General features: G+C 63.3%; 14 protein-coding genes and 44 tRNA genes. 51 read left to right on the forward strand and 7 right to left on the reverse strand.

Features of this window, described 5'->3' with window-relative positions; genetic code table 11:
• Nucleotides 1-281: 281 nt before the first annotated feature.
• The 3 genes from M1P90_RS35840 (at nt 282) to M1P90_RS35850 (ending at nt 2,766) form a co-directional block, all read left to right on the forward strand.
• Nucleotides 282-1,652, forward strand: coding sequence for a hypothetical protein (locus M1P90_RS35840; RefSeq protein ID WP_483705877.1), 1,371 nt, complete (start codon nt 282-284; stop codon nt 1,650-1,652).
• A 42-nt stretch (nt 1,653-1,694) separates the two neighbouring features.
• Nucleotides 1,695-2,132 carry a hypothetical protein gene (locus M1P90_RS35845; RefSeq protein ID WP_483705879.1) on the forward strand — a complete coding sequence of 146 codons (438 nt, stop codon included), beginning with the start codon at nt 1,695-1,697 and terminating at the stop codon, nt 2,130-2,132.
• 313 nt (nt 2,133-2,445) lie between these two features.
• Entirely contained in the window at nt 2,446-2,766 is a 321-nt protein-coding gene (locus M1P90_RS35850) for an HU family DNA-binding protein (RefSeq protein ID WP_483705881.1), read from the forward strand.
• Nucleotides 2,767-2,884: 118 nt separating this feature from the next.
• On the opposite strand, the gene M1P90_RS35855 is transcribed toward M1P90_RS35850, so the two are convergent.
• On the reverse strand, nt 2,885-3,076 hold the full coding sequence (locus tag M1P90_RS35855) for a hypothetical protein (protein WP_483705883.1): 192 nt from the start codon (nt 3,074-3,076) through the stop codon (nt 2,885-2,887).
• Between the two features lie 478 nt (nt 3,077-3,554).
• Between M1P90_RS35855 and M1P90_RS35860 the strand changes: the two genes are divergently transcribed.
• A complete protein-coding gene (locus M1P90_RS35860; RefSeq protein ID WP_483705884.1) occupies nt 3,555-4,232 on the forward strand; it encodes a hypothetical protein in 678 nt (225 codons plus the stop codon).
• Nucleotides 4,233-4,276: 44 nt separating this feature from the next.
• Here M1P90_RS35860 and M1P90_RS35865 read toward each other — a convergent pair whose 3' ends face one another.
• Nucleotides 4,277-5,746 (reverse strand): competence protein CoiA, encoded by a 1,470-nt coding sequence (locus M1P90_RS35865; protein WP_483705886.1) that lies wholly within the window; start codon nt 5,744-5,746, stop codon nt 4,277-4,279.
• Between the two features lie 168 nt (nt 5,747-5,914).
• Complete coding sequence (locus M1P90_RS35870; RefSeq protein ID WP_483705888.1) at nt 5,915-6,526, reverse strand: hypothetical protein; 612 nt, start codon at nt 6,524-6,526, stop codon at nt 5,915-5,917.
• 326 nt (nt 6,527-6,852) lie between these two features.
• On the opposite strand from M1P90_RS35870, the gene M1P90_RS35875 reads away from it, so the two are divergent.
• The 39 genes from M1P90_RS35875 (at nt 6,853) to M1P90_RS36065 (ending at nt 14,600) form a co-directional block, all read left to right on the forward strand.
• A complete protein-coding gene (locus M1P90_RS35875) occupies nt 6,853-7,047 on the forward strand; it encodes a hypothetical protein (protein WP_483705890.1) in 195 nt (64 codons plus the stop codon).
• A gap of 89 nt (nt 7,048-7,136) precedes the next feature.
• Nucleotides 7,137-7,213: transfer RNA gene (locus M1P90_RS35880), tRNA-Pro, on the forward strand.
• A gap of 219 nt (nt 7,214-7,432) precedes the next feature.
• A tRNA-Pro gene (locus M1P90_RS35885) sits at nt 7,433-7,510 on the forward strand.
• 102 nt (nt 7,511-7,612) lie between these two features.
• Nucleotides 7,613-7,686: transfer RNA gene (locus M1P90_RS35890), tRNA-Gln, on the forward strand.
• A gap of 1 nt (nt 7,687) precedes the next feature.
• A tRNA-Trp gene (locus M1P90_RS35895) sits at nt 7,688-7,761 on the forward strand.
• A 174-nt stretch (nt 7,762-7,935) separates the two neighbouring features.
• Nucleotides 7,936-8,026, forward strand: a tRNA-Tyr gene (locus M1P90_RS35900).
• Nucleotides 8,027-8,155: 129 nt separating this feature from the next.
• Nucleotides 8,156-8,229 (forward strand) — tRNA-Asn (locus tag M1P90_RS35905).
• Between the two features lie 255 nt (nt 8,230-8,484).
• Nucleotides 8,485-8,558: transfer RNA gene (locus M1P90_RS35910), tRNA-Ile, on the forward strand.
• A 3-nt stretch (nt 8,559-8,561) separates the two neighbouring features.
• Nucleotides 8,562-8,703, forward strand: a tRNA-OTHER gene (locus M1P90_RS35915).
• A 3-nt stretch (nt 8,704-8,706) separates the two neighbouring features.
• Nucleotides 8,707-8,783: transfer RNA gene (locus M1P90_RS35920), tRNA-Arg, on the forward strand.
• A gap of 90 nt (nt 8,784-8,873) precedes the next feature.
• Nucleotides 8,874-8,950, forward strand: a tRNA-Arg gene (locus M1P90_RS35925).
• A gap of 4 nt (nt 8,951-8,954) precedes the next feature.
• A tRNA-Arg gene (locus M1P90_RS35930) sits at nt 8,955-9,030 on the forward strand.
• Nucleotides 9,031-9,110: 80 nt separating this feature from the next.
• Nucleotides 9,111-9,184: transfer RNA gene (locus tag M1P90_RS35935), tRNA-Thr, on the forward strand.
• Between the two features lie 171 nt (nt 9,185-9,355).
• Nucleotides 9,356-9,433: transfer RNA gene (locus M1P90_RS35940), tRNA-Ala, on the forward strand.
• 2 nt (nt 9,434-9,435) lie between these two features.
• Nucleotides 9,436-9,509: transfer RNA gene (locus tag M1P90_RS35945), tRNA-Ala, on the forward strand.
• Between the two features lie 3 nt (nt 9,510-9,512).
• Nucleotides 9,513-9,588 (forward strand) — tRNA-Val (locus tag M1P90_RS35950).
• Between the two features lie 155 nt (nt 9,589-9,743).
• Nucleotides 9,744-9,817: transfer RNA gene (locus M1P90_RS35955), tRNA-Ala, on the forward strand.
• Nucleotides 9,818-9,895: transfer RNA gene (locus tag M1P90_RS35960), tRNA-Ile, on the forward strand.
• 190 nt (nt 9,896-10,085) lie between these two features.
• A tRNA-Met gene (locus tag M1P90_RS35965) sits at nt 10,086-10,160 on the forward strand.
• 210 nt (nt 10,161-10,370) lie between these two features.
• Nucleotides 10,371-10,446: transfer RNA gene (locus M1P90_RS35970), tRNA-Met, on the forward strand.
• Nucleotides 10,447-10,688: 242 nt separating this feature from the next.
• Nucleotides 10,689-10,775: transfer RNA gene (locus M1P90_RS35975), tRNA-Leu, on the forward strand.
• A 2-nt stretch (nt 10,776-10,777) separates the two neighbouring features.
• Nucleotides 10,778-10,867: transfer RNA gene (locus M1P90_RS35980), tRNA-Leu, on the forward strand.
• A 3-nt stretch (nt 10,868-10,870) separates the two neighbouring features.
• Nucleotides 10,871-10,963 (forward strand) — tRNA-Leu (locus tag M1P90_RS35985).
• A 212-nt stretch (nt 10,964-11,175) separates the two neighbouring features.
• A tRNA-Thr gene (locus M1P90_RS35990) sits at nt 11,176-11,249 on the forward strand.
• A gap of 6 nt (nt 11,250-11,255) precedes the next feature.
• Nucleotides 11,256-11,331: transfer RNA gene (locus M1P90_RS35995), tRNA-Phe, on the forward strand.
• A 174-nt stretch (nt 11,332-11,505) separates the two neighbouring features.
• On the forward strand, nt 11,506-11,778 hold the full coding sequence (locus M1P90_RS36000) for a hypothetical protein (protein ID WP_483705892.1): 273 nt from the start codon (nt 11,506-11,508) through the stop codon (nt 11,776-11,778).
• 241 nt (nt 11,779-12,019) lie between these two features.
• Nucleotides 12,020-12,093, forward strand: a tRNA-Gly gene (locus M1P90_RS36005).
• A gap of 189 nt (nt 12,094-12,282) precedes the next feature.
• Nucleotides 12,283-12,358: transfer RNA gene (locus tag M1P90_RS36010), tRNA-Gly, on the forward strand.
• An 86-nt stretch (nt 12,359-12,444) separates the two neighbouring features.
• Nucleotides 12,445-12,520: transfer RNA gene (locus M1P90_RS36015), tRNA-Gly, on the forward strand.
• Nucleotides 12,521-12,838: 318 nt separating this feature from the next.
• A tRNA-Arg gene (locus tag M1P90_RS36020) sits at nt 12,839-12,915 on the forward strand.
• A gap of 5 nt (nt 12,916-12,920) precedes the next feature.
• A tRNA-Gln gene (locus tag M1P90_RS36025) sits at nt 12,921-12,994 on the forward strand.
• 390 nt (nt 12,995-13,384) lie between these two features.
• Nucleotides 13,385-13,473 (forward strand) — tRNA-Leu (locus M1P90_RS36030).
• A gap of 2 nt (nt 13,474-13,475) precedes the next feature.
• Nucleotides 13,476-13,551 (forward strand) — tRNA-Arg (locus tag M1P90_RS36035).
• A 22-nt stretch (nt 13,552-13,573) separates the two neighbouring features.
• Nucleotides 13,574-13,647: transfer RNA gene (locus tag M1P90_RS36040), tRNA-Gln, on the forward strand.
• A gap of 5 nt (nt 13,648-13,652) precedes the next feature.
• A tRNA-His gene (locus M1P90_RS36045) sits at nt 13,653-13,729 on the forward strand.
• 264 nt (nt 13,730-13,993) lie between these two features.
• Nucleotides 13,994-14,081: transfer RNA gene (locus M1P90_RS36050), tRNA-Ser, on the forward strand.
• A 2-nt stretch (nt 14,082-14,083) separates the two neighbouring features.
• A tRNA-Ser gene (locus tag M1P90_RS36055) sits at nt 14,084-14,169 on the forward strand.
• A gap of 219 nt (nt 14,170-14,388) precedes the next feature.
• Nucleotides 14,389-14,481, forward strand: a tRNA-Ser gene (locus tag M1P90_RS36060).
• Nucleotides 14,482-14,523: 42 nt separating this feature from the next.
• Nucleotides 14,524-14,600 (forward strand) — tRNA-Pro (locus M1P90_RS36065).
• A gap of 456 nt (nt 14,601-15,056) precedes the next feature.
• Here the strand turns inward: M1P90_RS36065 and M1P90_RS36070 are convergent.
• Nucleotides 15,057-16,568 carry a hypothetical protein gene (locus M1P90_RS36070; protein WP_483704907.1) on the reverse strand — a complete coding sequence of 504 codons (1,512 nt, stop codon included), beginning with the start codon at nt 16,566-16,568 and terminating at the stop codon, nt 15,057-15,059.
• 252 nt (nt 16,569-16,820) lie between these two features.
• Here M1P90_RS36070 and M1P90_RS36075 point away from each other — a divergent pair, with 252 nt between their 5' ends.
• Together M1P90_RS36075 and M1P90_RS36080 are read left to right on the forward strand one after the other, a co-directional pair.
• Nucleotides 16,821-17,282 carry an HNH endonuclease gene (locus M1P90_RS36075; protein WP_483705894.1) on the forward strand — a complete coding sequence of 154 codons (462 nt, stop codon included), beginning with the start codon at nt 16,821-16,823 and terminating at the stop codon, nt 17,280-17,282.
• A gap of 60 nt (nt 17,283-17,342) precedes the next feature.
• Nucleotides 17,343-17,416: transfer RNA gene (locus M1P90_RS36080), tRNA-Glu, on the forward strand.
• 99 nt (nt 17,417-17,515) lie between these two features.
• On the opposite strand, the gene M1P90_RS36085 is transcribed toward M1P90_RS36080, so the two are convergent.
• A complete protein-coding gene (locus tag M1P90_RS36085; protein WP_483705896.1) occupies nt 17,516-18,745 on the reverse strand; it encodes an RNA-guided endonuclease InsQ/TnpB family protein in 1,230 nt (409 codons plus the stop codon).
• A 137-nt stretch (nt 18,746-18,882) separates the two neighbouring features.
• Here M1P90_RS36085 and M1P90_RS36090 point away from each other — a divergent pair.
• The 6 genes from M1P90_RS36090 (at nt 18,883) to M1P90_RS36115 (ending at nt 19,763) form a co-directional block, all read left to right on the forward strand.
• Nucleotides 18,883-18,956 (forward strand) — tRNA-Ala (locus tag M1P90_RS36090).
• A gap of 155 nt (nt 18,957-19,111) precedes the next feature.
• Nucleotides 19,112-19,186, forward strand: a tRNA-Glu gene (locus M1P90_RS36095).
• A 3-nt stretch (nt 19,187-19,189) separates the two neighbouring features.
• Nucleotides 19,190-19,265, forward strand: a tRNA-Arg gene (locus tag M1P90_RS36100).
• 250 nt (nt 19,266-19,515) lie between these two features.
• Nucleotides 19,516-19,603, forward strand: a tRNA-Leu gene (locus M1P90_RS36105).
• 3 nt (nt 19,604-19,606) lie between these two features.
• Nucleotides 19,607-19,683: transfer RNA gene (locus tag M1P90_RS36110), tRNA-Lys, on the forward strand.
• Between the two features lie 4 nt (nt 19,684-19,687).
• Nucleotides 19,688-19,763 (forward strand) — tRNA-Lys (locus M1P90_RS36115).
• A gap of 84 nt (nt 19,764-19,847) precedes the next feature.
• Here the strand turns inward: M1P90_RS36115 and M1P90_RS36120 are convergent.
• The gene (locus M1P90_RS36120; protein WP_483705898.1) at nt 19,848-20,402 is read right to left on the reverse strand and encodes a hypothetical protein; all 555 of its coding nucleotides are present in this window, start codon (nt 20,400-20,402) and stop codon (nt 19,848-19,850) included.
• A gap of 38 nt (nt 20,403-20,440) precedes the next feature.
• The gene (locus tag M1P90_RS36125; RefSeq protein ID WP_483705900.1) at nt 20,441-21,712 is read right to left on the reverse strand and encodes an RNA-guided endonuclease InsQ/TnpB family protein; all 1,272 of its coding nucleotides are present in this window, start codon (nt 21,710-21,712) and stop codon (nt 20,441-20,443) included.
• Nucleotides 21,713-21,868 lie beyond the last annotated feature (156 nt).

The following is a 21,868-nucleotide window of genomic DNA, read 5'->3' on the forward strand; positions in this document are numbered from 1 at the left end:
ACAGATGCGGAAAGTAACCCTTCGTGAACGAAAATGGAAAATGGCCAACTGTTCGGAGCACGTTCCAAGGGCGTTCCTGAGAAACCCTCCCATGGAGGGGTTTCGCTGGTGAGGAGTCACGGCGCGCCGTGATGGCTGGATCTGGAAGACAGGGGTCGAGAAGACTATAAGCAGTACGAGGAGAAGAACGCTGTATACGTGATCGTTTAACCGGATTCCTTGCTCCGCTGCTACTCACACCCCTGATAGCGCCGTCGCGGCGCGATTTTGGAGGGCACCTCATGTATCTCACGGAAACCCTGCGCCGCTGGCGCCTGGAGCACGACGAGCTGGACGAAGCGATCAGGCGGGCCGAGGCGGTTGAAGATTCGCCCGACCTCAGCCAGCACCAGGCAGTCCAGGCGCGCGGTCGCGCGCGGCGCGACCAGCTCGCGTTCTACATCGCCGTCGCCGAGCGCCTGCAAGCCAGCCAGGAGCCCTTGACCGGCTTTCTTCTCGTGATGGGGGAGAGCGGCGGCGGGAACCCTGCCGTCGCCGTGGTGCGCGCGGATGCGGTTGAGGATGCGGGGATCGGCATGACGATGACCGGCTATCTCGACGTTCGACCACCGTGGCAGTCAGCGATCGACACTGCCGACTGGGTCGGGGATGCCGACCGCCGGGTTCTGTATGGCTGGTGTATCCGCGGCAGCGTGGCGCCCGGCTGGCAGCCGCCGGCCGCGCTGCTGGCCTACGGGCGACTTATCTGGGCCAATGCCGTAGCCGCCAATCACTTCACCAACCGCTTTGTCCTGCTAACCAACGCGCCGCTTGGGGCGCGCGCTCCTCGCCGAGGCCGGCGCGGACGTCGACGACGTCACTCCCGATCCCGCCGGCGCGGCCCACTGACCCCGGGCCGCGCCCACACCGCGATACACGCGCAGCCGATCTGCTACCAAGTTGCGATCGACCTCCGTCTTTTGCTCCACCCGCCGGGCGCTATACTTTCTCTGTGGCGAATGGCCTGCTGCCCATGCAGAGCGGCTGGAAGCACAATGGCACTGGGATGCCGGCGGTTACGCCGTCCCGGTCCCGCCGGCGCGCCTTCGCCATGTTCAACGCGAATGGAGAAGATGTTTACCATGGTTAGTCCGCAAATCGCAAGCAGGGCGCTGTGCGACGCGCTGCGTGAAGAAGTTGGCCCGCCGGTGCGCGCATTCATGACCGGTGCGGGCGAGGTGCTGCTTGTCGTCGACGATACGGCGATCGCGAGCCTGGCGGCGCGCCTGGGCGTTCCCGCCGACCGTACGGCACTCCTCGACGCGCTCTGGCCGCGCGTGCAGGAACTGGCCGCCAGCGTGGCCGGCGCGCTTGGGCCGATCGTCCCGGAGCCGGAGCAGCAAGCGACCTGGGACGATCTGCTGTCGATCCTCCAGGTCAGCGATGTCCTCCCGCCAGAGCACTGCTGCCGGCTGGTCTGCCGTCACGCGGCCAATATGCCCACGGCGCTGCTGCCGCTGGCGCTGGCGGTTGTCCGCGACGCATTTGACGACGACGAGCGTGCCAAGGCAAAAGCACGCCAGGCGCTGGCCGCGCCCATCGACGACCCCGCGCTGCGCCAGGCGGTTCTGGATGGCCTGAGGGCGGTAGAAGCGCACGCTTTGGCCGCGTAAGGCAAGCCGCCGCGGCGCTGCGGCCGTGTTTTGGAGGATGTCATGCAGCCGGTGCAGCCTACTGTTTCGCTATTCGACCTGCTGAGCTTCTGGCAGCGCCAGCGCCGGCAGCACATCTACGCTGCTGCGATCGGCTGCCTGCTGTTCGGAGCGGCGTTGGCCTTCATTGCCGGCGCGCTCTGGCAGTTTGTCGCGAGCCTGGCGGTGATTGTCGCCAGTCTGGTCGTGCTCGCGGCAGTCCCGCTGGGCGCGTTTGACCGCGAGCGGCGCGCCGTCGCGCGCGCGCAGGCCGAGCTGCGACGGCTCGACGAGGTGGCGCTGGCCGAGCGCTGGCAGTCGATGTACGCGGCGTTCTTGCGCGACCGCTCGCTGGCGTCGGCGGCGTTTTTACGCGCCATTGAGCTGGAGCGCCCGGGTGCCGGAACCGCGATGCTGGTTGGTGGGACGCCACCGAACACTGACCCGCCGGGCGTGGCGTGAGGTACCACGATTAAGAGGACAAACGGCCACTTGGCTTGCGCCGAGCGCCATGCTAGGCTATAGGTGGGCGTCAGCCTGCGAGCGTCGACGGCGGGAGAAGGCAATTGCCTTCTCCCGCCGTCGTCCCATTTCAGCGCTACTCTTTCCCCTCCAGCGCGCTTGGCTCGCCGCGCTTCTCGCACTCTGGCCTGCCGGAACCCGCAATGCGCATGCCTCGCACACCACGCACATTGCCAACGCTTGACACCTGGTGGTATGATTTCTGCCAAGAAGCCGCACCAGAGCGGGCATGAATAATATGGAGGTGTCAAGGATGACCGAGCAGAACGAAACCAAGGCTATCTACGGCAAGCAGACGCTGGTCAAGGATGTCGCCGGCCGCGTTTCGGGCCTCTCGCAGCAGCAGGTCGGCGCTGTGATCGACGCGACGCTCAAGGCCATCCAGGAGCAGGTCGCGAGCGGGCAGAACGTAACTCTGACGGGCTTTGGCACGTTCAGGCGATCGACACGCGCGGAGCGCCAGGGAACCAACATCCGCACGCGCGAGGCCATCACGATCCCCGCGGCGAACGTGGCCCGGTTCACGCCAGGAAGCGAGTTCAAGGCGGCCGTCAGCGGCCGCGGCTCAAAATAAGTCGCGGCCGCTGAGGAACGGGGCCGAGCTGGACGGGGAGGCCACCAACTCCAACAAGAAACGCCCTCGCGTTACGGCGAGGGCGTTTTCGTTATTTCCGTCGACTCACATTGTCTGCTCACTGTTGCCGCTCCTTTCCGAGAAAGTAATACCCCAACACGATGCCCATGGGCGTCAGCATCGCGCTGAAGACGGGGAAGGCCGCCGCGTGGAACAGGCTGAGTACGCCGAGCACGATGGTAAAGCCGACGATGATGAGCGCCAGCGCCAGGCGAAGGGTGGAGTCGGTGCCGGGATGGTTCTGGTTCATTTCAGACCTCCAACGATAAAGGCGCCCGGCCGAAGCCGCGCGCCTGCGAGTACAGCGAGACCTTTTTTCAGGTCTCACTAATAGATAGCCCCCCTCTCTGGTCATTCCCAGACAGTTTTGCAGAACAGTTTCAGTAAGCCGGATGAAATATTTGGATAAGACAACTCGACGGCGCGGCGAGGCCGTGCTATACTGTCCGCGGGTGAGTACCTCGCACCCCTCCGCGGTGCCAGCCCGTATGCGATGACTTAGGTTGGCGCTACCAATGGCCCGGGCGGTAAACGCTGTTGTATGCCGTAGAGCCATCGGCTCGGCAACACACCTTTCGTCGACTGGTGTGGAAAGACAGCAAGACGAGGAATGACGATTGGGCCGTCATCTGACGCGTGAGTCGCGTCGCGAGCAGCGCCCCCGCGCCAGCGGGGGCGCTGCTCATGTCGCGGTGCGCTGTGTGCGCTACTAGCGAGCATCCGTCCTGATGAATGAGTACCTCCAATTCGCACAGCAGTATGCGTTCGCGGCTCTGACAATCCCCAAAGAAAGCGACGGGCAGATCGACGCGTCGTCGATGATGCAAATTCTTGGCTGGGCGCTCGCCCGGCCGATTGGCACCGTGCGCTACTCCTACGCGATCCCCGACGATACCGCCCTGGATCTGCTGGCTGCTCGGGCGCCGATCGTGGAGATCGGGGCCGGCACGGGTTACTGGACCTACCTTCTCCGCCAGCGCGGCGTAGACGTGCTGGCCTTCGACGCCAATCCGCCGCTGGACGACACCCATTCCAATGAGTTTCATCGGAACGACCTGGCCGTAGGGGTGATCTGGTCCGAGGTGCTCATCGGCGGGCCCGAGCAGGCCGCCCGCCACTCCGATCGAGCGCTGTTTCTGTGCTGGCCGCCGCCGGGCGACCCGATGGCCGCAGATGCGCTCGCGGCGTACCAGGGCCAGTGCGTGATCTTTATCGGCGAGTGGAACCCGAAGACGGCCGCCGACGAGGCGTTTTTCGCTGCGCTGGAGGAGAGTTGGGAGCTGGAAGAGGTGTACGAGCTTCCGCGCTGGTTCGGCATGAAGGACCGGATGAGCGTGTGGATGCGCGGCGGCAACGTGGTTGCAGGGAAGGAGCACAGCGCACGGCGGTTACGGGATCGCGGATGATTGTTCGGCCGGCAGCCTGTTTGTGTTTTGTGGCTGTGATGGGATCAGTCGCTGGAGCGCCAGTCGCAGGGGAAAGGACAGGGACGATCCCAGAGCGATAAGTGACCGTCAGGTGGAGGACCGACGAGCTGTTCGGGTTCGAGCTGCGGGAGGTCTTTGACGACGTACCGCGCCAGGTGCCGGTCGGCATGCCAGTGGTTCAAGGCTTTGTACGCTTCAATTCGCAGCGTGCATGGACATTCGGGCCGGATATTCTTGACGACAATGTAGTGCTGGTGCTGTCGCTTCAGAATGCCCAGGTTCGCGAGGTACTGGAGGAAATACTCACTGATCCACTCGGTATTGAGCCTCGGGTCGCAGGCGTCGCCAAATGTCTGCCGGAGGAAGCTGCCTATCCACACCGAGTCGCGTTTGCGCTGCGGTTGATTGTGAATCAACCGGTAGTAAATGTGTGCCTGCCACAGCCGCTGGTCGATTCGGATTAAGTTGCTGCCCGGGACAATCACACCAAACACTGGATGCAGCCGCTCTGGGTCGGGGTCGAGATGAGCAGTGCGGACGAGTTGGCGCCAGGCCGGGTGCCGGGCCATCGCGGCGCGGTGTTCGTCGAACTGCCTGCTTGTGCGCTGCTGATAAAAGCGCAAGCGAGCGGCCGCGTCCTGTTCCGCTCGTACGAGACGCTCCTGCTCGGTCTGCCGATCCCGTTCACGCTGCTCCAGCGCTTCCTCCAGCGGCAGCCAGATCAGCCGCCCCCGGCGCAGGCGGAGGCGGGGGTCGGCCAGCGGTACCGCCAGCAGCGTGGCACCTGGCACATCATCTCGATAGTCTGCCGCTCCATCGCTATCATCCTCGGCGGCCTCAATGTTGGTGAGAAAGTACACCCTAGCGCCGTCTTCGACGTCGAGATAGCGAATCTGGTGATCGTAGCGGGCCAGCGCCCGCTCCAGGTCGCCGAGCCTCGCCAGACGGGCGGTACCGCCGAGCGGTGCGAGGTACGCATCGTCGGTTGGCTGCGTGAAACCTGTGATACCGCGCAGCCAGCGCATGTGCAGCAGCCAGACATCGCGTATCTGGCAGGACTGATAGAGCGTGTGGCGCTCCAGCCAGCTCGCCGCGCTCAGCGGCGAGAGCTGTACCTCGATGGCGAGGCGTTGGCCGCCTGGCCACCGAGCCAGCACATCAGCACGCTGGCCAGTTTCAATGACCACCTCCATCTCGACCGAGGCATCAGGGTAGCGTTCGCACAGCCAGCGCCACATGGCGAGTTTCATCGCCTGGTGCGGAGGACTATCCGGCTCGCCATAGCGATCGAGGCACGGCGCGTCGCCGGCGTGGGCAAAGTGGGCGCGGCGAACCGCTCCGTGCCGGTAAAGCACGCGCTGGTCGCAATTGGCGCAGTGGAGCAGACCGTCGCGCGATAGCGCGCGGAGTTGAGGCTCGCTGGAGGGATCGGCGACTGTGAATCGGACATCGTCCGGTCCAAGCGCCGTAAGCATCCGTGTAATCTCAGGCATAACACTATTGTATCCGGCAGCAGCGGGCGAGAAGACATGATCACGATGCGACGCGTCAGCATGATGCCATCGGATCGACGCCTATTATACGTGAATAGCCTGGCTGTGGCGCCGATGACGCCGCTTACAAAGTGAACATTGCAGTTGGGCGGGCGGATGGAGGAAGGACTATGTGCCGGCTGCGACACTCAGGTGCTGTTGGTCGAGGAGTGGCATTAGAGCTGCGGGGATATAGCGAGCGATGGTCAGGATCTCGTCGAGCAGGAGCGGGCGGTTGAGGTGGCGGCTAAAGTAGGTGTAGAGCTTGAGGAGGGTTGGTATACTGCCGGGGCTTTTTCCGTTTTCGATGTCATAGAGGACCATATGCTGGAGGCCGATTGCGGCGGTGACCTCAGGAATCGCGATCGGGGCGCGCCGCTCTTGGACGCGCCCCAGCTCTATGCGGAGATCTTCGGTATGCCAGGTGTATGTGTGCGGTTCGGTTGGGAGCGAGGGGAGCGGAGGGAGCGGATCAGGCCGGGGAACGTCGCGGATGAGGTCATGCAGCGTCCAGACATCGCTGGGGTACGTCGCCGCCAGGAGGCCCAGCACGCCGCCGGCGAGCCGGGCAAAATTGGCGACCGTCAGGCCGGCCTTGCCCGACTCGACTCGTGAGTACCAGGTCGAGTGGAAGCCAAGCGCGCTGGCCAGTGTGGAGCTGGTCAGCGCGGGATAGCGCTCGCGCAAGCGGACGCGGCACGCACGTAATCCCTCATGTTCGTCGGTCCATCCAGCAGCCATAGATCCCTCGCGAGTCAGTCATTGAAATGCAGCATACCACACCGCAACTACCCCGGCAACCGTAAAAAGACCGATTGTATTGCCTATCACACACACTGCTCACAAAGTATCTATAAGGTTCAGTATAGAGTTTTACAGCTCAGAAGATACATCTAAAGTCGTAGAAAAATTGCCCGGAAGATCAGACTTTAGACGGAGAGAAGTTGACGGTTAGCGTGGTATTATGTCCTCAGTAACCGTCAAGAATATGTACAGCGTCCAGATTTCTATTGGAAAGTTTCGGATCAATGCACAGCGTGACCAGCCAAATTTCCATATGCGGCCCTGTGGCTGAGGTCGAAGACCTCATCACCACCACGCGCACGTTGGCCTTTCAGCCGGAAGTGTTCCGCGGCGACGCCAATCTTTTGTCGCTGATGGCTATCGTGAAGCAGCAATCCGACGGGGCGCTGCGGCGCCTGAAAGCGTTGGTCAAGTCCTTACTGGCGGCATCGGCCGCCAACCCGGCATACGTGACATAACCCGGTTTTCAGCGGTCGCGATCGGCCGCTGCGCCGGGTCAGCCACACAGGCAGATCCGGCGCAGCGGCTTTTTGTATCCAGTTATCATCGGGGTGTAGCTCAACTTGGCGGAGCGCCTGCCTTGGGCGCAGGAGGCCCCTGGTTCAAATCCAGGTACCCCGACCACACTTACTTAGGAGTTCTCAGTGTTGTATCTGACGCGCAATCTCGAATGGCAATCAACAGGCGAGCTGGGGCAGTGCCCCGAGCATAGCGTCGCCATGCCGTCGATTGCCTTCGTGGCGCGGCGTGATATGACATAACCCGGAGTGTCCAGGTGGGTTCCTTCCACCGCTGCTCCGGGCCACCCGCAAGGGACTCGGAGCAGCGGTTTTTTATACCAATCGGGGAGTAGCGCAGCCTGGCTAGCGCGCGGCGTTCGGGACGCCGAGGTCGTGGGTTCGAGTCCCACTTCCCCGACCAGAGAAACTTCGGTGTGCGACTCATCGGGTAAATCCAGGAGCGGGATGAGTGCCGTGTGCGGCGGCACGTCGAGCTGGGCGAACCGGCTCACAGCTCAGGTGATGCGGGATAGTTTAGCGGTAGAACGCCTGACTCTGAATCAGGTAGGTGGGGTTCAAATCCCTGTCCCGCAGCCATAGGTCTGTAGTGCAACAGCAGCACGCACGTCTCCAAAACGTGAAGTGGGGGCGCAAATCCCTCCAGACCTGCCACAACCAGGCTCGCCAACAGCAGCGCTTCGGCCCTGCCAGCGGCGTGAGGCGAAGCGATCAGCGCTCCGCCGCACCTTAACAATCGAGCCTTTCTTTTTCTGGGACGGCCCGGCGCGAGCAACCTGCGGCGCCGCTCGTCGGCGGGGCAGGCGCTCCGGGACCGTCCCCACACATGCCGGAGATGGGAGGGTGGACTCCCAGCAGCCTGTAAAGCTGCCGTCGCCGAGAGGCGGCATGGTCAGTTCGAGCCTGACTTCCGGCACCAATGGGCGGCGACCTGTTGCCGCTGCGCCGTGCTTCATTGTTCGGGACGACGCGGCGGCAGACCTGCCGCGTTGCGTTGCCCCGTTCCGATGAGAAGTGCGATGCAACACAGTGGCAGATCCGCCCTTGATCCGGGATCGTTCAATGGTAGGATACGCGGTTGTTACCCGCACGATTAGGGTTCGAGTCCCTGTCCCGGAGCCAATGTTCCAGCTCGCAGGGTGCGAGCGATGAGAAGCCCGTCCTACCGCTGCCCCGAGGGGATGTGCGGCGACGGAGGCCGGCGGACGGCCGGCGAGCTGGGACGCACTTTGGGGATGCGTAGGTTCGACGTGGTGGCGTGGATCACGGCCGCGCAGCGGCTCCGGCCCTGAAGGCGCACAGTCTAGGGCGACGACGTGATCGAGCGAAAGCACACGCTACTGCGGACACGGGAGCGTCGCCCGTCATCTCCACCATCCACGTGTGGCGCAGAAGGAGCGCAAGACTCTGATAAAGTCGAGGATCTGGTGCAACTCCAGGCGCGTGGACCACTTGGTCCTGTAGCTTAATTTTGGCAAAGCACCGGACAGCTCGGCCAAACCGATCGCGAGCGGGGCGGCGGGGTTTTCGCTAGGCGAGGTGCCGATAGCCGGCGAATGACGGAAGTTGCTGGTTCGAGCCCAGCCAGGAGCGCCAATTGCGGGCGTAGCTTAGACGGATAAAGCACCAGGTTGCGAACCTGGAGAGCGTTGGTTCGAGTCCAACCGCACGCGCCATACCTTACAGCGACCTGAAGGTCGGGAACCCTGCGCCGGCATGGAGCGGGGCGGCGTCCAACGGCGGTGGAGGGGCCGGGCGCCAGCAGTGGCCACATAGCTCAGCGAATCAGAGCGCTGCTCTCCGAAGGCAGAGATCCCAGGTTTGAATCCTGGTGTGGTCGCCATTTTGGCCTCATAGCTCAGCACAAAGAGCGCCGGTCTGCGAAGCCGGAGGTCGCAGGTGGGATTCCTGCTGAGGTCGCCATACGGTGTCGTGGTGTATCAGAAGCATTGGGCCCTGTCAAGGCTCAGGGGCGAGGGCAGCACTCGTCGACACCGCCATTTGCCGCTTTGGCGTAACAGTAGCGTCGCCGGCCTGTACCCGGCGGGTGTCAGTGCAAATCTGACAGGCGGCTCCATTGGGGATGGTGTACTCTCACAGCATCGGCGTACACGCGCTCATCAGTTGAGCATCACTCTTGCACAGTGAAACCGGCGCAAATCCGGCGGCTGCAAGGCCATCGCCGAGGCGACTCGTACGTTCCCCGAACTATCACAGTGGTTTCTGGAGAACATCACAGTAGATTTTTGGGCCTTTAGCTCACGATTAGGAGAGCGCCGCGCTGGCAGTGCGGAGGTAGCGGGAGCGTCGCCCGCAAGGTCCACCAATGGGCTGTTCGTCCAACGGGAGGACGCCGCCATCGCACGGCGGAGATAACGGTTCGAGCCCGTTACGGTCCACCATATCGACCTGTGGCTCAATGAGTAGAGCGCCTGGTCCACATCCAGGAGGTTGCAGGGGCGGAACCTGCCAGGTCGACCAGAGCAGTACGGCACCAGGAATGCCGTTTCGCCCGTATGGGCGGATAGTTTAAGGGGAGAACACCCCCACAGAGGGGGAGATGACCGCCGTTCGACTCGGCCAACACCCACCACCGGGCACACGGCCAGCCACAGGGGCCGGCTGGTGGCCCACCTGGGGCACTAGCTCAACGGGAGAGCATCCGCCTTGCAAGCGGACGACAAGGGTTCGACCCCCTTGTGCTCCACCACGGCCAATAGCTCAATCTGGTGAGAGCAGCACTCTGATACAGTGCCGGTTGAACGTTCGAGTCGTTCTTGGCCGACCATGACAAGTGGCACCCTGCTGGTGCAGGGCTATCCTCCCGCCCGTCACGCGCGAGGCGCCTCGCGCGCGGCAACGAGCAGCTAACGAACGGGGGGACGATGGGCGCGGCGCCGCTCAAGGTGCCACGCGGCCGACGATGGGGGCGCTCATCGCCGTCGCAGCCGTGCCCAATCTGGTTCGTCTCATATTGACGCGGAGTGGAGCAGCAGCACGCTCGCGGGCTTCATGAGCCCGAGACGCCGGTGCAATCCCGGTCTCCGCCACCATGAGCCCTGTGGAAGCCGTCGCCGGCCAAGGCGACGAGTCGCACGCCGACTGTTGGAAATCGGGCCGTCTGACTCGCGGCACGGCCGGCCGGCAAATGTGCTGGGAGCGTAGGAGCGCCCCTCCTGCGTGATCAGCGCCGATGCCTGCCGGGGTTGGCGGTGGTCGCCCGCTGGCGGGCGGCGGCGGAAGCAGGGCCACAATCTCATCGACGCGGGATAGAGCAGCAGCAGCTCGCCGGGCTCATAACTAGGAGGTCGTGTGGTGCAAGTCCCACTCCCGCTACCATCGCCTGACGCAGGGCGTGGCCGGTGCCACGTCGTCATCAGCCTGGAAACCGGCGCTGTTTGGCAGCAGCGCCGCCGGGCCGGGTTTTCCACCGGCTCGGAGGTGGCGATGCGACCACGCCAGGCGGAGGGCAGCAAAAATTGTGGTTGCCAGCAGAGCGCGGAGAAACAGGTTTAATTCCTGGCCGGGTGCTTCGGCGCTCGGATCGTCCAACGATAGGATACCGCGCACTGCTGGGCCATGCCGATATGGCGGAACAGGCAGACGCGCTACGTTCAGGGCGTAGTGAGGGCAACCTCGTGAGAGTTCAACTCTCTCTATCGGCACCAACGCAGGTCTGGCGAAATGGCAGACGCACCTGGCTTAGAACCAGGCGAGCGCGTGAGCGTTCATGGAGGTTCGACCCCTCCGACCTGCACCACTTGCGGATCTGGCGGAACAGGCAGACGCACCAGGTTGAGGGCTTGGCGGCCGTATTCAATCGGCCATGAGAGTTCGACCCTCTCGATCCGCACCATCAACACAGGAGATCGCCGTGAAAGCCTATGGCGTTCGCCGGTGCGATCGGGGCTGCTGCCCTGGTCACGACAAATACCCGCCGGATCGCTACGGCTGCACCCGCGCCCGCGCTCGTCGCCGCGCCCAGCAGCCGCGCAAGACCAGCGCCCGCCAGGCGGGCCGGAAGGAGATAGCTCGCGAGCTGCGCGACCAGGTCGCGTAGCACAATACGCCGCTGTAGGTCAACAGCAGACCGCCTCCGTGGTAACGAGGAAATCAGAGTGCAATTCTCTGCTGCGGCTCCATTCCTTGCCGTTGTGGCGTAGACAGTCTGCGCGCCTGTCTGAAAAGCAGGAGGTCAGGGTGCGATACCCTGCGACGGCACCAGTGATTTCGTGGGTTCCCCGTCTCGTAGGGGCCTCCAGGCGGTAGCACCGCCTGCTGGGGAAACCGCCACAATGTGCCACAAGCCGAATGGGGTCGAGGTGGAGCGCTGCTAGATCCTGAGCGCCTACGCGGGAAGAATACGCGGGATGATGACGGACGCCGACCACCTGCGCCATGCCGTCATCGGAAAGCGTTACGCTGAACGGCGTGCAGTGTAGGGCTTGCGTGCTCGGAGCAGCCGATCTGCCGGGCGAGCGGATCGGACCGGGCGCTGTGCGACGGCAAGAGGTGTGGGGTCAAATCGAGACGATCACGCTGGGAAGCCCCAGCCAGGACACGCGCGCGAAAACCCAGGGCGGTCGCATCGCCGAACGAGCGCGCGAGCAGGCGTCCGCCTGCCAGGTCGCCTACGAAATCCAGAACGGTCTGCTCGTCTACGATGGTTAGGACAGTTCTCTCTCAAGGAACCGAACGGGGATCGTCGCCCCGGCAGACCACCATGAAGCACAGAAAATGAGTGCAGGTATCCGCAGAAATGAGTGCAGGTATCTGGTTCAGGATCGCATCTCAATGCGGTAACGTCGCAGATGGGGTAGATCATACAGCCGATCTAGCCGTGTGAGGCGGCAGCAGGATGGCGGTGGTCAATCTCCGAATTATTTTACGATGCTTCAGGAAGCGGTAAAACCAGGTAGTAGTTCAGTAGCAGAGCACGTGCTTGCCAAGCACGGGACGCGAGTGCGATCCTCGCCTACCTGACCAGAGTGCCCGATTCTGCGGTGTCCCGGTTCGAGGGAGGCCCCGGCAAGGCCAGGGTTCGTGGGAAGCGGTTGTCGCCCGCAAGCGTCGCGTGCCAGCGCGGCGCGCGGGGGCGGCGGCCAGCATCCTTGGTGGCTGGCACCACGACAAACACGCCGCGAGTACCCAATCTCGCCGTAAGGCGGGCCGCAACAGGGAGTAGCTCATTCAGGAGAGCGCCTGGTTCCCATCCAGGAGGCGCCGGGAGCATAGCCCGGCTCCCTGACCATTCCAGAGCCTAGCTCATTCAGCCAGAGCGCCACGCCGACATCGTGGAGGTGCCCGGGGCGGAACCGGGGGCTCTGACCATTATCTCGGGGAATAGCTCAGCCAGCAGAGCGCCTGGCTTCCACCCAGGAGGCGGCGGGAGCAAGGCCCGCTTCCCCGACCAGTGACCGTGAGCGCGTGTGACAGCGCGCGGGAGCGCCAATAAAGCCGAATAAGCCCTGTGGGTCAGCGATCGCCGAAGACGTTGTCGTGACCTGGCGAGAAGAGGCGCCGGTGGGCTCGGCTGGAGGCTGGAAGACGGTGGACGCAGCCATGCGGCCGGCCGATCGCCGGGAGGTGTCTCACCCCGCGCATGCCGGTACGTGCTGGGCGGTTCAGGAGCCAGGTGGGGGATCTAGCCACAATCACAACGTTCCATTGGCCGGCGGTGGTCCGCTGCGCGACGGCGCACGACCAAATACCGGCCGCGGTTGAGAAGTATGCCGCTGTAGCGTAACAGATAGCGCGACTGTGTCCTAAGCAGTGTCCGTATCCGTGCAACTCGGGTCAGCGGCGCCAAATTTACGGGGATCGTCTAGTGTTAGGACGCGGGCCTTTGAACCCCGCTACGCAGGTTAGAATCCTGCTCCCCGTGCCAGTGCTGGTTGATTGGCCGGTATGTGGGCTATAGCACCCTTCCGCCTGCCCTATGCGATGCGTACGGCGCGTAGAGAAAGGGGTCTGGTTCCTGGAGGGGCGGTCTACCCGAACACGCGGCTCAGGCCAGCCGCGCGGGGACACGGGCGCATATGCCTGATCGTGAGTAGAGGAGCAAAACGCAGGACGCCAATCGCCAGCCGATTTAGCCCTTGCTGCTGCGATCGAGGAGCAGCCTCACATGCGCAGGTATGGTCGTGCGGCGGATAACGGCCGCATGGGAACCGAATCTTCGCAACTAAGGAGTATCAAGACATCATCTAAGGCTTTGGGGTGCTGTATTCTCGTCGCGGCAAATCTGCAAAACGTCGCGGCAAATCTGCAAACTCTACCCCCGGTGCCGGAACTGGTAAACGAGCCAATCTTAAAAATTGGTGCGGTGTGAGCCGCTTCCGCGTTCGAGTCGCGGTCGGGGGACCAATGCCGTCGTAGCGTAATTGGAAGCGCGCGTGTCTTCTAAACACGAAGGTGGGGGTTCGAGGCCCTCCGACGGTGCCAGAGCATAGCTTGTAGGCATAGGTGCGGGATAGTTCCAGTCGGTAGAAACTCCGGTCTCTGAAGCCGGCAAGGAATCAACTCTTTTTCCCGCAGCCATTATGGTGCGCGAAGCCGGATGGCATCAGGCACTGCGCTGTGACCGCAGGTTTCGCGGGTCCGAATCCCGTCGCGCACCCCATTTGTCCCGGAACCGAACAGCGAGGAGCACGGCTGCAAACCGTGCCGTCCAGGGTGCGAATCCCTGTCGGGACTCCAGTGATTGCGCAGCTCCGGCGCGTACAAACGACGACGCGACGGGGAGGGGCGGGTGGCCGTCAGATCCGCAACACAGACCGAAAGGTCGCGGGCTGATCCCGCTCAGTCCACCAAAGTGGGTCCGGCCGGAGAACACGGACGCGCGGCGGCGAACGGCCACGCGCTGGGGTGCGTGATCAAGTGCTATGGAGCGGCAAGCCGATGGGCGACGGCAGCACGGTGCTAACGTGTCGAGCGTAACAGCCTTGCGCGTTCAACTCGCGCTCGCTCCGCCAATGGAGAGACTAGCCGATAGGTGACGGCAGCCGGCTTGAATCCGGCCGAGCGTAAGCCTTGAGCGTTCGATCCGCTCTCTCTCCGCCAGTATGGGAAGGCTAACCGATGGGCGACGGTACCCAGCTCGAACCTGGGCGAGCGATGAGCCTTGCGCGTTCAACTCGCGCCCTTCCCGCCAGTTAAAGGAGGCGTCGGAGCCGGGTCTCCCCGTTCGGCGGCAAGCCGTGGGAGCGGCCCCGCAGTCTGCCGGCCCGGCGCCCCTAACACAACACTCGCCGAAAGGCGGCGGAAATGGCACGATACTACGGGACGGCAAGCCGAGTGAGTGACGGCAGCTGCTTGGAAAGCGGTCGAGCCCTGTGAAGGGCCTTGCAGGGGCAGCACCTGCTCGTCCCGCCAGCTTTTTCGCGACACCGGCTGTCGCGAAATGTCGCAAACAGACAGGGTGTAGCGCAGCCTGGTAGCGCGCCGGCGCGGGGAGCCGGAGGCCGTCGGTTCAACTCCGACCACTCTGACCATTGCCTCCCACTGCGGCTGAAAAGGTCGCCGCGACTGATGCCGGTCCTGTACCTGGCCTCGGCCAGCCGGATCGGGTTCCAGAAGCCACGCGAAGAGGCAGGAGGCGCCAGCTCAACGTCTTGGAATGAGGGGTGCGCTAAACATAAGGGAAGCGATTTGGTGGTGCGCTGAACATAAGCAAGCGCAAGCCCTCTTGGTAGATGTCGTCAGGCGCTCAACGCTGGTGCTGCACGCCTGTGCCGGGGCTGCTTGAGGGCGCGCTCGTCCTTTTCGGCACGTTTTGCCGCATCACAGCGCTGGTTTGCCGTTTCGAGCGCACGAGCTCACGACCCGTCCTTGCGTCCTCGCGAACAGGTGTGTGCGGTTTGGCTTATCGTCCCTGGTTCTGGTGTCTCTCTCGGCGGCCCGTTTGCCACTCCCACCCACCCTCGAGTATCACAGGCCGTCCGCTTGAGCTATGCCGCCAGGGTCGTCGTTCTCGTGCTCGGCCGCTGCTCCTGCGCGGCACGAATACGCTGCAGGGCACGCAGATTGATCAGCACGTAGGTTAAGCTGTTCTGGTTCGCAATCGCTCGACCACGCCGCAGTTTGGGATGGAGCATACCTAGCGCTTCGGCCTGCGAATTGATCCGCTCGACCATCGTGCGCTGGGCATACAGTTGCTTGTACGCTGCACTCTCACGGTCAAGCGTGTGCCGAATACGCGCGCCGACATCAGCCGCCAAGGTCGTGGTGCAGCCACCCTTCTCAAAATGCGGATCGGCGATTGGGCAACTCGTACCTGTCGGTGCTGGGTGCAGCAGTGGGCAGCCACACTTCTCACGCGTGTGTGGAATCAGACCACTGGTGCGGTCGAGATAGCGCAGCAGCTGTGGCATTGGCAAGCCAGCTGCACACAGCGGACGACCGTCGGGGTCAAATTGGCGTTTGCCGCCTTTGCGTCCGGGGTTGAATGGCACAGCTGCAAAGCCGCCGGCTTGGTGGAAATACTCGTAGACGTAGTGCGCGTCGTAGGCGCAATCCCAGGTGCCGAAGCGCGGTTTGCGACCGAGACGCTGCTCGACGGCATCCATCAGCGGGAAGAAGTAGGAAGCATCACTTTGGTTGAACGGTCGGGTGCGCTCGGCAAGCACGACCTCGGTGCCGTCGGGTATTCTGCTGACCACGATGCCAGAAGCGTAGCCCCAGAAGATGTCCACGCCAAGCTGGAGGTCGCGAGCCGGTTTGGCGTGAGTGGCGGGAGCCGGAGGGTCGGCAGCACCATCGGCGTCGGCAGGGGCAGAGTTGCGGGCTTTCTTGACGCCGAGCTTGCAGTCCGGGTCTGCGATAGGTTGGCAGTCCTTGTCGAGGCGACCTTCCTTTATATACTGCTTGGGATTGTTCTCTCTGACCCAAGCCAGCAGCGCCTGGGTGTCGCCAGCGATGGTGTCGCCAAACAGAGCTTGCTGCTCGGGCGGAAGCGTGGCTTGGAGCAAGTCGAGTGAGGCGGACAGCAGCCATTGGAGCGAGTCATTGGGCAAGGTGCGCAAGACCCGACTGAGTTGACGACGGTCGGGGACGGTTTGGGCAACAGCAAAGCCATAAGGAGAGGAGGCATCCGGCACACACTGGAAGCCAAGCCAGCAGAGCAGGGCAGGATGCTCGAGCAGGTACTCGCGCAGTTCGGACATGAAACGCTTACCTTCGTGAAGTTTGACGAGATAGGCGGCGACGAAGGGAGCGCGCGGGTCAGGCTGAGGGCCAGGCCAGGGGCGGTCGGTGGATCGCTCGGGGAAGTCAGCCCAGGGTAGGTCGCCGATGAGTGCACGATACTTGGCGACGATCGGGTCGTTTGCGACCCAGGCGGGCAGGGGCAGGTCGGGGTGATTGAGCGGGCAGACAGGCTCAGGGGCTGGAGGCGAGCAGAGCGGCTGGGGCCGGAAGGCGGCGACGAGGCGCTTGAACGAGGTTGACAAATCGAGTAGCATGGCAGTGTCTCCACAAGTGGTGGGTGGGTTGTTAGCGCTTCCATGCTACCACTGGTGTGGCGGCACGGCGACGCCGGATGAAGATCCGGCGTCGCTAGGAGACACGAGCGCGACGCCGAATGGGGAACTGGCGTCGGCGAGTGACGCCGATCTTATGTTTAGCGCACCCCTCTTGGAATGGTCTTGAAAGGGGGTGTTCGTCTCTTGAGTTCGAGTGTTCTCGTCTTGAATGCGAGCTACGAACCGCTTCGCATGGTCAGTATCAAGCGCGCGGTCATCCTGCTGCTCCAATCGAAGGCTGAGCTGGTCGAGGCCGCCGAGCAGCGTCTGCGGGCGCAAGGGACGAGTATGGAGTGCCCGCTGGTCATCCGCCTGGTGCGATACGTCCCAATCCCGCGCTCGCGGCGCCTGCCGTGCTCGCGCCGGGCCGTGCTTATCCGTGACCGCGAGACCTGCCAGTATTGCGGTGCCCAGCCAGGTCGCGCGAAGCTGACGCTCGACCACGTCGTGCCGAAAGCGCGCGGTGGCCAGACGACCTGGGAGAACGTCGTGGCCGCATGCTACGACTGCAACCACGCCAAAAGGGACAGAACCCCGGAAGAGGCGCGCATGGTGCTCAGGACGAAGCCCCGCCAGCCGCAGGTGATTGCGTTCGCGCTCATTGGCGAGCTGGATCGGCACGAGGTCTGGCGCAAGTACGCCTACAACATATGAAATGAGGTCGTGGGCCGGCTGGGCCGGCCCGCGTCCTCCGCGGCACAACGATGGTTTTCCGACCCGGTAGGTTAAAAGAAGACCGCTTGGCTCTCAACCAGGAAACGCGGGAGCGTTACCCGCTCGGGTCACCACTGGCGCTGGGCTCCAGCGCCGCCAATGCCTCGCAAGTGTTGTCAGAAGCATGGCGCATTCGTGACACGCCCAAGGCCGAGGCGCGAGGGCTTCTTGCTTCATCGTCCCGCGCCCGCTCTCGCGGGTCTTACCGAGGCTCCACAAGCGTTTTGCGTCTCCGTCTGCCCGACGGCGACGTTGCGGAGAACGTGCTGCTGGTACAGGCGCAGCCCTTCGGCGTCAATGTTCCGTGCGGCGTTGAGATCGCGATCGTGAACGACGCTGCACGCACATCTCCAGGTTCGATCAGCCAGGCTGAGGTCGACATTGATCGTCCCGCAGGCCGGACACAGCCGGCTCGACGGGTAGAAGCGCCCGATCAACATCAGGTAGGAGTTCTGCCGGTCGGCCTTGTAGGTGAGCAATTGCCGAAACGTGCCCCAAGAAGCGTCCAGTACGTTCGTCGACAGCTTGGTTCTCGCCAGCCCACGAACGGACAGGTCTTCAATCGAAACCAGGTCGAACTGCGTGATCAGCTTGGTCGTGACCTTATGCAGAAAATCGGCACGCTGCTGCTTGACCTTCTGGTGCAGCCGGGCAACCTGCTGCCGTGCTTTCGCACGATTGGCGCTGCCGAGCGTACGACGCGACAGCCTGCGCTGCGCTCGCTTGAGCTTCCGCACCTGTGTCCGGTAGTAGCGTGGATTGGCGATCTGCTCGCCAGTGCTCAGAACGGCGAAGGTCTTCAGGCCGACATCGACGCCGGCGTGCGTGGCAATCGGCCGCTCGACGCGATCGATCGCCTGCTGCTCGACCACGAAGCAGACATACCAGTGGCCGTCCGGCTCCTGCTTGAATGTCGCGCTTTTGATGACGCCCTCGATTGGGCGGTGGATGCGCGCTCTGACGCGCCCGATCTTCGGCACACGAACAGACGAGCCGTCAAGTGTCACGCGCTGCGGGATACGAAAGCGCAGGGGATCGGTCTTCTTGGCCTTAAACTGAGGTCTGCGCGACCGTTTCGCAAAGAAGGATTGAAAGGCTTTATCCAGGTCGTGCAGCGTTTGTTGAAGCGCCTGGCTATCCATTTCTCGCAGCCAGGCTGTCTCTGGCTGCTGTTTGAGCGCGGCAAGCTCGGCACACAGGTTTGTGACCGACAGGCTCTTGCCAGTCTGCTGGTAGTGGTCGCGGCGTCTCGACAAGGCCCAGTTCCATACCCACCGACGCGCGCCGGCAAACCGGCGCATCTGAGTAGCCTGGGCGTCGTTTGGCTCTAGCCGGTAGCGGTAGGCTGTCTGGATCGTTCGCATAGAGCGAGTATAGCAGAAAATATGTTCGTAATCAAGCATTTTGCTGCGCTCCAATGGGCTAAAGCTGCTAAAGCGCGGCGCTTCATCTCAGGCGTAAGCGCTCTGGGCTTTCGCTTCTCTCGGCAAGCATTCGTAACGCGCCGGGACCGGAGCATAGCCGGTGCGAGGCTCCAGATGGGGCTGTAGGCGAAGAGGAAGCCGCTGCGTTCGCAACGCGGAAGCCCGGGTGCGAAGCCCGGCAGCTCCACCAAAGGCACGAATCAACCCGCAATGGAGCGGGCAAAGGGCGCAACAACCGACATAGCTGCCAGAAGCACGCGGTCCCATTGCAACGTGCGATGAAGCGCCGTCATCTCTGCGCCCACAGCCAATGGCACCATGCGAGTTCGGGATTTATGTATTTATGGGGCGTTGGTCTACCAGCTAGGACGGTGGTCTTTCAAGCCGCAGGAGCCGGGGCAGCACCGGTACGCCCTTCCACACGCCGCGGTAGCTTAATGCACAGAGCACAGAGCTTCGGACTCTGAAGGTGGGGGTTGGACTCCCTCACGCGGCGCCATCTCTCCGCGTAGCTCAGCCGGCGAGAGCGCCTGCCCGACATGCAGGAGGTCGGGCGGAGACCTCTATCATCGGGATATGGCGGAACAGTAGACGCGCTACGTTCAGGTCGTAGTGGCCGCAAGGTCATCAGAGTGCGAATCTCTGTACGCTGACCAGCATCCGGCTGTGGTGAAACAGCAGACACGCAGCGTTGAGGGCGCTGTGGGCGAGAGCCCGTGCGCGTGCAACTCGCGCCAGCCGGACCATATGCCTCTCTGGTGGAACAGCAGACACGCCGGTCTCAAAAACCGGTGCGCGGCGACGCGCGTACGCGTGCAACTCGCGTGAGAGGTACCACGTGCCTCGGTAGCTCAAGCGGGCAGAGCAGCCGACTTTTAATCGGAAGCGTGCAGGATCATGGCCTGTCCGGGGCACCAACATCCCGTGGAAGCTCATTTGGAGGAGCAGGCGACTCTTAATCGCAAGGCAGTGGGTTCGAGGCCCACCCGCGGGACCATTTCCTCGTAGCTCAGTAGAGAGCGCCAGGGCGGGACAGCCGCTGCCGCGCTGGTGCGCACCGGTGAGCGCCGGGCCACGGCAGCTAACGCTCTGGCGCGATTCCGAGGTGCTGGCGCAGGGCATCTAGCGCGGTGACCTGGTGCGCGGCCAGGTGCTCCGGCAGGTCGTCGGCGAGTGTCGCGAGCGTCGCCAGCGCAGCGGTTACCTCAGGAGGCGGCGCGGCCCGCGGCGTCCCGATGGCGAGGCAGATCCGCTCCAGGCGCTCGTTCAGGTCGAGGATGCGCGGCGGGTCGATCGGCGGCAGGTCGATGCCTGACTGCTCCACAGCCTCTTCCAGGGCAGCGACCAATTCGGCGGTCTGATCGTGCGCTGCCAGCACGCGCAGGAGATACATCACCGCCGTTGCGAGCGCATCGTATTCGGTCTGACAGACAGTGTCGGTGAGCGCGGAGTGATCGTGCCACTCGCGATGGTAGGCGGGCAACTCGGGGCGGTTGATGCGCCAGAACCAGCCGTACTCGGGCCCACGTTCGTGGTGCATGGCCTCGATGCCACCGAAGTAGGTGCTGATCGTGAAGCGCGTCCCGTACTCAGTTTCCTCGCGGAGGGTGACGGGGATAGATGCTGTCCGGTGCATAGCGGTCCTCACTGGGAATCGTGACACTCCGCAGGGGCTTAAAGTCCCGCAGCTTCTCGCGACTGGCGGCCAGTCCCGCGAGCTACAGCCGTATCTGGCTGGCCGGTGTCCCGGCGTCTACGCATAAGCCGCAGATTATGCGGCATACGATGCTTGATCTCGCAAGGAGCGCGCAAAGCGCCAACCTCTCCTGTCTTATAGCGCGACAGAATGTTGATCTGCCCTACCACGTCGCGATGCGCGCTGAAACCACACCGACCGCAGGAGTAGTTCCTGCCGCGAGGTTTGTGCCGCCTGGAGCAGTTCGGACAGGTTTGAGATGTGTAGTGTTCGTCGACCAGTTCCACCGCGATGCCTTCGGCTTCAGCCTTGTAGGTGATGTATTGGCGGACCTGGCCGTGGTTCCACTGCGAGGATTGCTGGTTGTGCTGCGTGCCATGACCGACGCCATCGGCAATATCCCGCACATCGCCGATCACGATCGTGCCAGCCTGTCGCTCGATGGCTACAGCCACCACCGCGCGGCTGATCTTGTGCTCCATATCGCGCATGACCCGCCGATGCTTGGCACGCATGCGGCTCCTGGTCCGCTGCAAGCGTTTGTAGCGCCGGCTGCCTTTGGTTTTGCGGCTGAGCGCTTTGCTGAGCTTGGCAAGCCGTTTGGCGTGGCCTTGCTGCTGGTGCCGCCGCTCGCGGCAGGTGATGATCGTCGCCTGCTGCTCGTCACCTACCACCGCAGGATGTATCTCACCGAGATCAACCGCGACGACGTTCGTTCCTGGAGCCGCTTTGGGCTGTTTGCCGTTCTCAACTACCAGGTGCCAGGTGTAGCGGTGAGCACGACGGTCATAGACCAGCCGCACCTCCAGCACGCGCAGCACGTCCTGCATCTCCTCTGGCAGCTCCACAGGAATGGGCGGCAGACCCTTTGCCCTGGAAAGCAGCAACCGTTCCCCCTGGCGGCGGATGCCACTCTGCTTCCAGATCGTGGTGCGCCAGCGCTTGCGCTTGTGGGGATACTTCGCGCCCTTCTCGCGATTGGCCCGAGCCGTTTTGCATGCTTTGTAGAAGGCTTGTTGCGCTGCGTCCTTGGAGTGCGCATGCAGCAGCGGCGGCTCGTCGCGCGTTAGGTAGTCGTTCAGCCGCATCGCGGCGAATTGCGAGAGCCAGTGGCGTTTGTTCTGGCCGCGTTTGCGGTAGACGCGGTAGTGGGCGACCAGCGTCTGGGTGTAAATCGCGGCGCTGGCCCGATTAAGGGCATCGGCCTCTGCGTGCTTGAGGTGACACTCGATGATGTGGGTACGGATCATGGCCAGGCCGATCGCACATCTGTTTCAACGCACTCATTCTACAGCATCAGGACGCGCTTTGCAAGTGCTGAAGCAATGAAAAAACCGCATTATCCGCTGCCATGGGGTCGGCGTGGTTTGCGGCGGTTTCTGAATCTACCAGCACGAGCATACCAT

It is taken from the genome of Kouleothrix sp. 19917 (genome assembly GCF_057073505.1).

Bases quoted from the DNA above. Each gene is read 5' to 3' on its own strand.
- M1P90_RS35840 (WP_483705877.1), top strand. From the start codon at position 282: ATGTATCTCACGGAAACCCTGCGCCGCTGGCGCCTGGAGCACGACGAG.
- M1P90_RS35845 (WP_483705879.1), top strand. From the start codon at position 1,695: ATGCAGCCGGTGCAGCCTACTGTTTCGCTATTCGACCTGCTGAGCTTC.
- M1P90_RS35850 (WP_483705881.1), top strand. From the start codon at position 2,446: ATGACCGAGCAGAACGAAACCAAGGCTATCTACGGCAAGCAGACGCTG.
- M1P90_RS35855 (WP_483705883.1), bottom strand. From the start codon at position 3,076: ATGAACCAGAACCATCCCGGCACCGACTCCACCCTTCGCCTGGCGCTG.
- M1P90_RS35860 (WP_483705884.1), top strand. From the start codon at position 3,555: ATGAATGAGTACCTCCAATTCGCACAGCAGTATGCGTTCGCGGCTCTG.
- M1P90_RS35865 (WP_483705886.1), bottom strand. From the start codon at position 5,746: ATGCCTGAGATTACACGGATGCTTACGGCGCTTGGACCGGACGATGTC.
- M1P90_RS35870 (WP_483705888.1), bottom strand. From the start codon at position 6,526: ATGGCTGCTGGATGGACCGACGAACATGAGGGATTACGTGCGTGCCGC.
- M1P90_RS36000 (WP_483705892.1), top strand. From the start codon at position 11,506: ATGCCGTCATCGGAAAGCGTTACGCTGAACGGCGTGCAGTGTAGGGCT.
- M1P90_RS36070 (WP_483704907.1), bottom strand. From the start codon at position 16,568: ATGCTACTCGATTTGTCAACCTCGTTCAAGCGCCTCGTCGCCGCCTTC.
- M1P90_RS36075 (WP_483705894.1), top strand. From the start codon at position 16,821: ATGGTCAGTATCAAGCGCGCGGTCATCCTGCTGCTCCAATCGAAGGCT.
- M1P90_RS36085 (WP_483705896.1), bottom strand. From the start codon at position 18,745: ATGCTTGATTACGAACATATTTTCTGCTATACTCGCTCTATGCGAACG.
- M1P90_RS36120 (WP_483705898.1), bottom strand. From the start codon at position 20,402: ATGCACCGGACAGCATCTATCCCCGTCACCCTCCGCGAGGAAACTGAG.
- M1P90_RS36125 (WP_483705900.1), bottom strand. From the start codon at position 21,712: ATGATCCGTACCCACATCATCGAGTGTCACCTCAAGCACGCAGAGGCC.